At 42.3% G+C, this 11963-nt stretch carries 12 protein-coding genes; 10 read left to right on the forward strand and 2 right to left on the reverse strand.

What is annotated here, in order from left to right:
- Positions 1-50: 50 nt before the first annotated feature.
- The 10 genes from NFR56_RS05795 to NFR56_RS05840 all read left to right on the forward strand — a co-directional run bounded on the left by NFR56_RS05795 (position 51) and on the right by NFR56_RS05840 (position 10915).
- Complete coding sequence (locus NFR56_RS05795) at positions 51-1421, forward strand: UDP-N-acetylmuramoyl-tripeptide--D-alanyl-D-alanine ligase (protein WP_251458103.1); 1371 nt, start codon at positions 51-53, stop codon at positions 1419-1421.
- Complete coding sequence (locus tag NFR56_RS05800) at positions 1411-2022, forward strand: NUDIX hydrolase (protein WP_003015213.1); 612 nt, start codon at positions 1411-1413, stop codon at positions 2020-2022. Before NFR56_RS05795 ends, NFR56_RS05800 begins: the two co-directional genes overlap by 11 nt.
- Before the next feature lie 30 nt (positions 2023-2052).
- Positions 2053-2754 (forward strand): YwaF family protein, encoded by a 702-nt coding sequence (locus tag NFR56_RS05805; RefSeq protein ID WP_251458106.1) that lies wholly within the window; start codon positions 2053-2055, stop codon positions 2752-2754.
- Between the two features lie 25 nt (positions 2755-2779).
- On the forward strand, positions 2780-3466 hold the full coding sequence (locus NFR56_RS05810; protein WP_251458109.1) for a YwaF family protein: 687 nt from the start codon (positions 2780-2782) through the stop codon (positions 3464-3466).
- A 13-nt stretch (positions 3467-3479) separates the two neighbouring features.
- Positions 3480-4160, forward strand: a complete 681-nt coding sequence (locus NFR56_RS05815; RefSeq protein WP_070505817.1) for a YwaF family protein — start codon at positions 3480-3482, stop codon at positions 4158-4160.
- 184 nt (positions 4161-4344) lie between these two features.
- On the forward strand, positions 4345-5892 hold the full coding sequence (locus tag NFR56_RS05820) for a peptide chain release factor 3 (RefSeq protein WP_023917622.1): 1548 nt from the start codon (positions 4345-4347) through the stop codon (positions 5890-5892).
- 80 nt (positions 5893-5972) lie between these two features.
- Positions 5973-6353: a PH domain-containing protein gene (locus tag NFR56_RS05825; RefSeq protein ID WP_003015210.1), complete on the forward strand. Its 381-nt coding sequence runs from the start codon at positions 5973-5975 to the stop codon at positions 6351-6353.
- Positions 6354-6393: 40 nt separating this feature from the next.
- On the forward strand, positions 6394-7302 hold the full coding sequence (locus tag NFR56_RS05830; protein WP_214259755.1) for a magnesium transporter CorA family protein: 909 nt from the start codon (positions 6394-6396) through the stop codon (positions 7300-7302).
- 797 nt (positions 7303-8099) lie between these two features.
- Positions 8100-9671, forward strand: coding sequence for a degradosome RNA helicase CshA (cshA, locus tag NFR56_RS05835; protein ID WP_251458112.1), 1572 nt, complete (start codon positions 8100-8102; stop codon positions 9669-9671).
- Positions 9672-10021: 350 nt separating this feature from the next.
- Positions 10022-10915, forward strand: a complete 894-nt coding sequence (locus tag NFR56_RS05840) for an aldose 1-epimerase family protein (RefSeq protein ID WP_070505813.1) — start codon at positions 10022-10024, stop codon at positions 10913-10915.
- A 16-nt stretch (positions 10916-10931) separates the two neighbouring features.
- Here the strand turns inward: NFR56_RS05840 and NFR56_RS05845 are convergent, their stop codons facing one another.
- Both NFR56_RS05845 and NFR56_RS05850 read right to left on the reverse strand, forming a co-directional pair.
- Positions 10932-11195, reverse strand: coding sequence for a GIY-YIG nuclease family protein (locus NFR56_RS05845; protein WP_004219743.1), 264 nt, complete (start codon positions 11193-11195; stop codon positions 10932-10934).
- Positions 11185-11931, reverse strand: coding sequence for a tRNA1(Val) (adenine(37)-N6)-methyltransferase (locus NFR56_RS05850; RefSeq protein ID WP_134974721.1), 747 nt, complete (start codon positions 11929-11931; stop codon positions 11185-11187). Before NFR56_RS05850 ends, NFR56_RS05845 begins: the two co-directional genes overlap by 11 nt.
- Positions 11932-11963 lie beyond the last annotated feature (32 nt).

Here is an 11963-nt window from a genome sequence, read left to right on the forward strand (position 1 = left end):
TAGGAGCGTCCAAATCTTTGAGGACGCTACGGAGAACTGAGGAGTCGGATATGAATCTCACATTACATGAAGTTGCTCATCTAGTACATGCAAAAAATGATATCAGCCAATTTGAAGATGTGGCCCTCGTCAAGCCGGAATTTGACAGCCGTTTGATTGGGCCTGGAGACCTGTTTGTTCCTTTAAAGGGAGCGCGTGATGGTCATGACTTTATTGAGACTGCTTTTGAAAATGGAGCCGTAGCCACTTTTTCAGAGAAAGTGGTAGAAGGCCACCCTTATATTTTGGTGGAAGATGTGCTGAGTGCTTTTCAAACATTAGCTGCAGCCTATCTTCAAAAGACAAAAGTAGATGTTTTTGCAGTGACGGGGTCAAATGGTAAAACCACCACAAAAGATATGTTGGCACAGCTTTTGTCCACCACCTACCTGACCTATAAAACACAAGGGAACTATAATAACGAAATTGGTCTGCCTTATACGGTTTTGCATATGCCAGAAGGGACAGACAAACTGGTCCTTGAAATGGGGCAAGACCATCTAGGAGATATCCATCTCTTGTCAGAACTGGCGCATCCAAAAGCTGCTATTGTCACCTTGATTGGGGAAGCCCATTTGGAATTCTTTAAAGATCGAAGTGAGATCGCAAAAGGAAAACTCCAGATTGCGGACGGGATGCCAGAAGGTGGTCTTCTGGTGGTTCCCGCTGATCCGATCGTCAATACCTACCTCCCTGAAAATCAAACAGTCGTCCGCTTTGGTCCAGACGAGGAGATTTTTATTACCGAGTTAATCGAGCGAAAGGATAGCTTAACTTTCCGAGCTAATTTCTTAGAAGAAGCGATTGATCTTCCGGTAACAGGAAAATACAATGCGACCAATGCTATGATTGCAGCTTATGTTGCCTTGAAAGAAGGAGTAAGTGAAGCTGCGATTCGTGATAGTTTTGAAACCTTGCAATTAACGCGCAACCGGACAGAATGGAAAAAGGCCAGTAATGGAGCGGATATCCTATCCGATGTCTACAATGCCAATCCAACGGCTATGCGCCTAATCTTAGAAACTTTCTCGACTATTCCTGCTAATCCAAATGGTCGAAAATTAGCCGTCCTGGCAGATATGAAAGAACTAGGGGAGCAATCTATTGATCTGCACAACCAAATGATCCTCAGCCTCTCGCCAGATGTCTTGGATACGGTTATTTTCTATGGCCAAGACATTGCGGGATTGGCTCAGTTAGCGAGTCAGATGTTCCCACTCGGACATGTCTATTATTTCAAGAAGACAGCTGAGGAAGACCAGTTTGAGGACATGGTCAAACAAGTCAAGGAAAGTTTGAAAGAGCAAGACCAAATCCTCATCAAGGGAAGCAATTCCATGAATCTAGCCAAATTGGTAGAGGAGTTGGAGAATGGTAAGTAATAATGTACTGAAGGACATTCAGCGCTTGATTTCAATCACCAATACAGGCTTAGCCTTCTCAAAAGATCCATTTGATCAAGAGCGCTACCAGGATATTCGTGAAATTTTACAGGATCTTGTGAGAGAAACGACTGATCTGAATTCACAAGAATTATCGGATTTGTTTCGACCGACAAACTATTATGACACCCCCTTAATTGATGTTAGGGCTTGGATTGTCAAAGATAGAAAACTTTGTCTGGTGAAAGGTCAGGGAGAAGAGACCTGGGCTTTGCCAGGTGGTTTTGGTGAGGTTGGCTATTCTCCTAAAGAAAATATTTTAAAGGAAATTCAAGAAGAAACGGGCTATGTAGCACGTGTCAATCGGTTGTTGGCAGTATTTGACACCAATCGCTACCAATTGCAAAGCCGCCAATATGTGAAATTGGTATTTGAATGTGAATTGCTGGATGGAAGTTTTCAACAGAATCAGGAAATTTCCGATCTTGCCTTTTTTGAGAGAGAGAAGATGCCTGCTCTTTCTACCAAGCGCAATACAGAAGAACAATTGAATTTCCTTTGGGAGGTTTATGATGGGAAACGAGATTTGTATTGTGATTAAAAACGATCTATAAATTAAAAGGATATAAAAATGACACTTTGGGATTTATTGTTTACGAACCAAAAATCAGCCCCGCCTGAATTTGGGCTCTGGTATTTTTTCCTACCAGCTTCCTTGTTGGTGGTTGGCTACTTTTCTATCAAATATGCGCAGTCAAAAAGCTACCAGCGCTTTTGGTACGGGGCACAATTGATTCAAGTCTTGACCATCAATGCTTGGTATATTCTCGCCCACATGCCTCTGACAGATAATTTGCCTTTTTATCATTGTCGCTTGGCCATGCTTGCGATCCTCTTTGCACCGAGAGGAACCTATATCAAGCAATATTTTGCCTTGTTGGGAGTTCTAGGATCCATCGCGGCCTTGGTTTATCCAGCCTTTGACCCCTTCCCATTCCCCCATATTACCGTGCTCAATCTGATTTTTAGTCACTGGGCCTTGTTTGCCAATAGTTTGATTTACCTGCAAGATTTTTATCAGTCGGAAAAACAAGACAGCCTACGAATTGTTAAGATCACCTTTGGCATGAATGCCGTCATCTTTTTGGTCAACCTCTTGACCAGAGGAGATTACGGCTTCTTACGACGTCCACCAATCATTGGAGACCACGGTGCTCTCTTGAACTACCTCTTGGTCAGCATCGTGATGGTGGCGGGTATTTGCTTGGTCAATCAACGCTATAAATACAAATACAAGATGGTCGAAAAGAGTATAGTTTCGCGCTCAGAATAAAAAGAGCAGATAAGGGAAAGAAATCATGACACTTTGGGACTTATTTTTCACCAGTCAACCAACGGCCCCTCCTCAATTGGGGGCTTGGTATTTCTTGTTGCCGACCTCATTGGTAGTGGTGGGGCTTCTGTCTATTCGATTTGCTTCTTCCAAAGGCTATCAAAACTTTTGGTATTGGGGGCAGTTGATCCAGTTGCTCATTATCAACTCTTGGTATTTAGCAGCTCGCTTGCCTTTTTCAGAGAGTCTTCCTTTTTATCATAGCCGGATGGCCATGTGGATCATTCTTTTGGCTCCCAAGGGCAGCTTCAAACAATATTTTGCTCTCGTGGGAGTCTTTGGCTCCATTATGGCCTTGGTTCATCCTGTTTTTTATCCCTATCCTTTTCCTCACGTATCCTCGATCAACAATGTCTTTGGTCACTGGGCTCTCCTGGCCAACTGTTTGATCTATCTGGTTCAATCCTACCAGGTGGAAGAAGGGGCTGTTTGGAAAATCTGTCAGATGACGTTTGGGGTCAATGCCATTATTCAGCTTGCGAATCTCGCAACGGGTGGAAACTACGGCTTTATGCGTCGCCCTCCTGTGATCGGTGACCATGGCCTTGTGCTCAACTATTTGATCGTGACAGTTCTCATGACGGGGACACTGATTTTCATCAATACGATCGTTCAGTACAGTAAGAAAAGAAGAATACCTAAATCTGTTTAAATAAGGAGATTTTATGCATCATTTTTTCACTACAGAATCAACAGCACCACCAGCAATCTCAGTAACTTGGTATAGTGTGATGGTCTTGTTCGTTGTGACAGCGATTATGATGTCACTTCGCTATTATCAGAATGAGCAATTTCGCAAATGTTTTCAATACTTACAGGGCTTCCAGTTAATTTGCTTGTATCTTTGGTATTTTGCCTACCACATTCCATGGTCCAATAGCTTACCTTTTTACCATTGCCGCTTGGCCATGTTTGCGGTCTTGTTTTTACCAGACCGATGGAAAAGCAAACAGTTCTTTGCCTTGATGGGAGTGAGTGGAGCCATCTTTGCTTTGGGCTATCCAGTCTTTGATCCCTACACTTTCCCTCATATTACGAGTTTTTCTTTCCTCCTCGGACATTACTGTCTCCTCATCAATTCCTTGATTTATCTTTTGAGATGGTATGATCGAAACCAATTAAAAAATAGTCAGATTGTTCTCTATACCTTTGCCTTAGATTTATTCCTGGTTGGAGTCAATCAATTGACGGGAGGAAATTACGGCTTGATGGCCCGCCCTCCGATTATGAGAGGGGATAAGGTGTGGCTCAACTATCTGGTTGTATCCAGTATTTTAGCCCTTGCTTTATTACTCTTTAATCAGTTCTTCAGTCGCAGAAGTGAGCGAGTGAAAGTGAGAAAATAAATATGATTGAATTAGACTAGAATCTACGGATTTTAGTCTTTCTTTTTGCTCTCAAAGAAGAATCATCGTTGAAAAAAGTGCCTATTTTCGCTATAATAGGACAGATAGAGAAATTGAGGAGAGATCCGATGTAGAGATGAATTTGTAAATTTATCAAAAAATAAGAAGAGAAAGAATTAGGAACATGAACGTACAAGAAGAAATTAAAAAACGCCGTACCTTTGCCATCATCTCCCACCCGGATGCTGGTAAAACGACGATTACTGAGCAGTTGCTCTACTTTGGGGGAGAGATTCGGGAAGCCGGTACTGTCAAAGGGAAGAAAACAGGAAACTTTGCTAAATCCGACTGGATGGACATTGAGAAACAACGTGGGATTTCCGTAACCTCATCTGTCATGCAGTTTGACTACGATGGTAAACGCGTTAATATCCTTGATACCCCAGGGCACGAGGACTTCTCAGAAGATACTTACCGGACCTTGATGGCGGTGGATGCGGCGGTTATGGTTGTAGACTCTGCCAAGGGTATCGAGGCCCAAACCAAGAAATTGTTTGAGGTTGTGAAACACCGAGGCATTCCAGTCTTTACCTTTATGAACAAGCTGGACCGTGATGGACGTGAGCCACTGGACCTCTTGCAAGAATTGGAAGAAGTCTTGGGCATCGCCAGTTACCCAATGAACTGGCCGATCGGGATGGGGAAAGCCTTTGAGGGGCTTTACGACCTCTATAATCAACGCTTGGAACTCTACAAAGGGGATGAACGCTTTGCGAGTCTAGAAGATGGAGACAAGCTCTTTGCTAACAATCCATTCTACGAGCAGGTGAAAGACGATATCGAACTTTTGCAAGAAGCTGGAAATGAATTCTCAGAAGAAGCCATCCTTGCGGGTGAATTAACACCAGTCTTCTTTGGATCCGCTTTGACGAACTTTGGGGTGCAGACTTTCTTAGAAACCTTCTTGAAGTTTGCTCCAGAACCACATGGCCACAAGAAGACAGATGGAGAGCTTGTCGACCCTTATGATAAGGATTTCTCAGGATTTGTCTTTAAAATCCAAGCCAACATGGACCCTCGTCACCGTGACCGGATTGCCTTTGTTCGAATTGTATCGGGCGAGTTTGAGCGGGGCATGAGCGTTAACCTGCCTCGTACTGGTAAGGGGGCTAAGCTATCAAATGTCACTCAGTTTATGGCCGAAAGCCGTGAAAATGTCAGCAATGCCGTAGCAGGAGACATCATCGGGGTTTACGATACTGGTACTTATCAGGTTGGAGATACGCTGACAGTTGGTAAAAATAAGTTCGAATTTGAACCACTGCCAACCTTTACGCCTGAAATCTTCATGAAGGTATCTGCTAAGAATGTCATGAAGCAAAAATCCTTCCACAAGGGGATTGAGCAATTGGTGCAAGAAGGAGCTATCCAGCTTTATACCAACTACCAAACAGGTGAATACATGCTAGGTGCTGTTGGGCAACTCCAGTTTGAAGTCTTCAAGCACCGCATGGAAAATGAATACAATGCCGAAGTGGTCATGAGCCCAATGGGTAAAAAGACCGTTCGTTGGATCAAACCAGAAGATTTAGATGAGCGTATGTCTTCAAGTCGAAACATCTTGGCCAAAGACCGTTTTGACCAGCCTGTCTTCCTCTTTGAAAACGACTTTGCCCTCCGTTGGTTTGCGGACAAGTATCCAGACGTTGAGTTGGAAGAAAAGATGGGATAAGGAAAGTTTTCAAAACCGATCCATGACAATAGAAATAAGAAAACGGAATCTTGTCCGTTTTCGCTTATAAAGGAGAAATGATGGGATTATTAAGTGGTTTGATGGGCAATGCCTCTCAAAAAAATGTTGACAAAGTAGAAAGAGATCTGGAAGATATTTTGGTGCCTGGAGAGCAAGTCACTCTCGCTTTTAGCCTGATTCGTGATTTGATCGTCTTTACCGAGTTTCGTTTGATCTTGGTGGATAAGCAAGGAGTAACAGGAAAGAAAACTTCCTACAAATCCCTTCCTTATCGCTCCATCTCTCGATTTTCAGTAGAAACTTCCGGTCATTTTGATTTGGATGCTGAATTAAAAATCTGGGTCTCTTCAGCAGTGGAACCTTCAGAAGTTTTACAATTCAAGAGTGACAACAGTGTCATTGAAATCCAGCAAGCATTAGCCAGTGCGGTCTTTAAATAAAAAATCATGTTGATAGAGAACAGTTGAGAAAGGAGACGGAATGTTTATCGATAAACAATTGGGTCAAGATCGGAAATGGATCAATATCGACTCGGATTTGATTGCTGAAAATTCATATCTTTATAAAAAATACGATATTGACAAAGAAACCATTGAGTACGCGATGGATAAGAACGAACGTGCCCATATGGATTACAATCGAGAAAACGGAACGATCACCTTTATCTACAATGTATTGGATTTAGAAAAGGACAAGGAATATTACGAAACCATACCCATGACCTTTATCGTTCAAGATACGCGACTCGTGACCATCAGTAATCAGGACAATGCCTATATCATTGAACAAATGGTTCGCTATTTGGAAAGCCATGGGGAGCTGTCGATCTATAAGTTGCTTTTTGCAGGTCTTGAAATGATCAGTAATGCTTATTATCCGATTATTGATCGCTTAGATAAGCACAAGGATGAACTCAACCGTTTGCTTCGAAAGACAACGACGACCAAGAATCTTTATGCCCTGTCTGACCTTGAGACCGGTATGGTCTATCTGGTCGCAGCTGCTAAGCAAAATCGGATGTTGCTAGAACATATCAAAGCGCATGTCATTTATCGCAGGATGAATGATGTTGAAAAAGAGCAGTTTGATGATGCCATGATCGAAGCGCGTCAGTTGGTTTCGATGACTGAGTTGATTTCCAATGTCTTGCAACAGTTGTCAGGATCTTACAACAATATCCTAAACAACAACTTGAATGACAACTTGACCACCCTAACCATCTTTGAAGCCTTGTTGGCGGTTTTAGCCGTTATCACCGGTTTCTTTGGAATGAATATCCCTCTTCCGATGACAGAGGATCCTAATGCTTGGATTTATGTATCCGTATGTAGCTTTATATTATGGCTCATTTTGGCAAAGGTCATGCGGTGGATTGTGAAAAAAAGATAAAAAAAAGAGGCTTGGAGAAATCCGAGCCTCTTCGTATCTAGAATAATCTGAGAAATAGGAACCATCTAGACACCTGCCCTCCTCTCCAAAGAAGGGGCAGTGTGAATAGTTCATCGACTGTACAAAATCTTCTTGGAAATAGTAGGAGTAGATTTAATAGTACTGAGTGGTTCTAAATAAATCAGAACTTAGAATAAATCGTTGAATCAGATAAAATGATCCTATTTCTTTATACAGAAATATTTTAGATACTAACTGTATTATACATATTTATTTGTAAAAACGCAAGAACTACCAAAAAAAGTTTTTCCGAAGTTTTTATACTCCTATGATGAAGTATCTGAAATGGTTACAAGAAGAAAACCAGTCCTGGCTAGGTTTAGGGGTGCTTTTATAATCTTAAGCTATCTAAGATTTTTTCCTAAAAAATAAAATTAGTCTCCTGTGACTATCATTTGGCTCTTCATTGTGTTATACTAGATAAGTTGCAAACTTGTATGAGAGAAATGGTAGGGAGGCAGAACAGATGGAAGGATTCTGTTCGAAAGAAGACTCCCGCAAGTAGGATCATGTTGCCTATTTGTTTGAAAAAACGATTCTAGTCAACAACATCCGTTAGGACGCAAAACATTTTTCTCTAAAGAAAATGTAGTCTCAAACAGACAAACTGATTTTTTCTTTAGATGAGTCTTGCGACAGGTAACCGGGAAGGTGACTTCCTATGCAATCAGTGCGTTTTCGCATTGAAAGAAGTTTGATAAAGTGGCTTCGCACCACTTTTTAGAAAGAAGAAAGAATTGAAATTCAATGAATTTAACTTATCTGCTGAATTATTAGCAGAAATCGAAAAAGCTGGCTTTGTAGAAGCAAGCCCCATCCAAGAACAAACCATTCCTTTGGCCCTTGAAGGAAAAGATGTCATTGGTCAGGCACAAACAGGGACCGGTAAAACGGCTGCTTTTGGTCTTCCAACTTTGGAGAAGATTGATGTTGATAACACAGTAATCCAAGCCCTTGTTATTGCCCCGACACGTGAGTTGGCGGTTCAAAGTCAGGAAGAACTCTTCCGCTTTGGACGCAGTAAGGGTGTCAAGGTTCGCTCTGTCTATGGTGGATCAAGCATTGAAAAGCAAATTAAAGCTTTGAAGTCAGGCGCTCACATCGTTGTGGGAACACCTGGACGTTTGCTAGATTTGATCAAGCGCAAGGCCTTGAAACTCGATCATATTGAAACCTTGATCCTGGATGAAGCAGATGAAATGCTCAATATGGGCTTCTTGGAAGATATCGAAGCTATCATTAGCCGTGTTCCGGAAACACGCCAGACCTTGCTCTTTTCAGCAACGCTGCCAGAAGCGATCAAGCGTATCGGTGTTCAGTTTATGAAAGAGCCCGAACACGTTAAGATCGCAGCCAAAGAATTGACCACCGATTTGGTCGATCAATACTATATCCGTGTCAAAGAGGGCGAAAAGTTTGATACCATGACCCGCTTGATGGATGTCGAGCAACCGGAGCTTGCCATTGTCTTTGGTCGGACGAAACGTCGGGTCGATGAATTGACGCGTGGCTTGAAGATCCGTGGTTTCCGAGCAGAAGGGATTCACGGAGATTTGGATCAAAACAAACGCCTCCGAGTGCTTCGTGACTTTAAAAATGGGAACTTGGACGTCTTGGTAGCAACAGACGTTGCGGCACGTGGCTTGGATATTTCAGGTGTTACCCATGTCTACAACTACGATATTCCACAAGATCCAGAAAGCTATGTTCACCGGATCGGACGGACAGGTCGTGCTGGGAAAACAGGGCAATCCATTACCTTTGTATCGCCAAATGAAATGGGCTATTTGCAAATCATTGAGAACTTGACTAAAAAGCGGATGAAGGGAATGAAACCTGCAACAGCGGAAGAAGCCTTCCAAGCTAAAAAACAAGTAGCACTGAAGAAAATTGAGCGAGACTTTGAAGATGAAAAAATCCGGACCAACTTTGAGAAGTTTGGCAAGGATGCTCGCAAATTGGCTGCAGAATTCACTCCTGAAGAATTGGCCATGTATATTTTGAGCTTGACCGTTCAAGATCCAGACAGCCTTCCAGAAGTTGAAATTGCGCGTGAAAAACCATTGCCATTTAAACCATCTGGTGGTGGCTTTGGTGGAAAAGGCAAAGGTGGCCGTGGAAATGGTCGTCGTGGAGACCAACGCCGTGACCGAAATCGCAGAGATGACCGTGAAGGTGGACGCCGTGATTTCAAACGCAAGTCCAATAAAAATAGCCGAGACTTTGAAGGCAAAGGCAACAAACGTCCTCATCGTACTTCCAATGAAAAGAAAAATGGATTTGTTATCCGCAACAAAGGGGATAAATAAGCCCTAAGAACGGTCTAGCAATAGGCCGTTTTTATATGAAAATCAAAAATACAAGGGTTAACTAGCTGTTAACCCTTGTATATTTATAAGGAGACCTAAATGATAACTGACTCTTTTAGAAAAATGTATCATGATAAGGAGCATCCAAAAAAGTCAGACAACAGAAAGAATGAATTCCTAAAATGGAATATTTCTGTTAACATATTAAGTCTACAATTATTTCTAAGCTTTGTCAAGAATTTTTTCTTATTTTTTTAAAAATTTTTGACTAGAAAAATAAAAATTGACAATCTTTTCTAAAAGGTTATAATGAATATAATAACTATACTAATTATAAAGAGGTGTCGCCCATGGTGATTGCATTAAAAAATGATGATCTAGAAGTACAATGTAAGACATTTGGTGGGGAATTGAGCTCCATTCGAAGTAAGGAAGGCATAGAATATCTCTGGCAGGGGGACCCAGAGTATTGGTCAGGACAAGCGCCGGTTCTGTTTCCGATTTGCGGGAGTGTTCGTAATGGCCAAGTGCAGTATCATCTAAAAGATGGAGTGAAGACAGGCCAGCTTCCAAGACACGGCCTCATTCGCAAAAGAGAGTTTGAACTAAAAGAACAAACAGACCATCGTCTTGTCTTTGAAATTACCTCTAACGACGAAAGCTTACAAAATTATCCCTACCATTTTCGAGTGGAAATCGCTTATGAATTGAAAGGAAAAGAAATCACTATCACCTATCGCGTGCAAAATCTAGAGTCAGATCAAGTCATGCCTTATTTCATTGGAGGGCATCCAGCCTTTCGTTGTCCCCTTTTAGCAGATGAAGACTATGAAGACTACGAGTTGATTTTTGAAAAAGAAGAAAGCTGTAGCGTTCCTCTCTTGTTCACAGAAACCGGTTTGGTTGATCGCCTGCAGCGGACGCCATTTTTAGACCATAGTCGTAGCCTACCTTTGCGCCATGAACTATTTGAAAAAGACGCCATTATTTTAGATCAATTAGCTTCTAAATCTGTGCAGCTCCTCTCGAAAAAATCTGGTAAAGGTTTGGAATTTGCCTTTGCAGATTTTGAGAATCTCGTCCTTTGGTCTACCAATAACAAGGGTCCTTTCATTGCCTTGGAGCCTTGGACGGGTATTTCCACATCTGCAGAAGAGGGCGATTTCTTCGAAGATAAAAAAGGTGTGATCCAGTTGGCTCCCCAAGAGACACGGAGTCACCAGTACCGTATCACCATTTTGTAAATGAAAAACCGTTGGACTATGGAGTTCGACGGTTCTTTTTGATATAGTTTAGCTTTGCTTGGCGCGATTTCTTTTTAAAGAGAGCCTCGGCAGACATAGCAGAGGGTTTATCTGGATAGGATTCTTGGTAAAGAAGTTTAACAGGGAGACGAGCCCGTGTGTATTTGGCGCCTTTTCCAGCATTGTGAGTCTTTAGGCGTTTTTCGACATCCGTGGTGTAGCCAGTGTAGAGGGAGCCATCCGCACACTCTAGGACATACATGTAAGCTTTAGTTTCCATAGTAGATCTCATGAATCTCGTCTGTATAGCTGCCGTCTTCATTGTGAATAAAGAGGGGAGGCAGAATTTTTAAACCATCCAGTGAGCCATCCTTGATCGCCTCAATCAACAACATATTCGCCTCTTTGGTCACTTTTGGATAGACAAACTGGATCCGTTTAGGTGCAAGATTGTATCGTTTCATAGTTTCGATGATATCTAAAAAGCGATCTGGACGATGGACCATCGCTAAGCGACCATTTGATTTGAGAACCCGCTGAGCCACATGGCAAATCTCATCTAAATTGGTGGTAATTTCATGCCGAGCTAAGAGGTAGTGTTCACTCTCATTGAGATTGGAATGCTCATCCACCTTGAAATAAGGAGGATTGCAAAGGATAATATCCACCTTACTCCCCTTGATATGTCGAGGGAGATGCTTGAGGTCATCGGTGATCATGGACATTTGCTGGTTCAAGTCATTGAGGGCAATGGAGCGGGTAGCCATATCTGCTAAACGTTCCTGAATTTCGACACCAATGATCTGAGCCTCTGTTCGGGTACTTGCAAATAGTCCCACAGCTCCATTTCCAGCGCAGAGATCCACGATCAATCCTCGCTTGGGCAATTTTGGAAAACGTGAGAGCAGGACGCTATCTACGGAGTAACTAAAAACTTCCCGATTTTGTATGATTTTTACATCACTTGAAAAGAGTTGGTTGACGCGCTCGCCGTCTTTTAATTCGATATCTGTCATGGCTCTATTATAGCATGAAAAGAGGCTTGGGG

This window comes from Streptococcus caecimuris (assembly GCF_943193075.1).
In the GTDB taxonomy this organism is placed as follows: Bacteria; Bacillota; Bacilli; order Lactobacillales; family Streptococcaceae; genus Streptococcus; species Streptococcus caecimuris.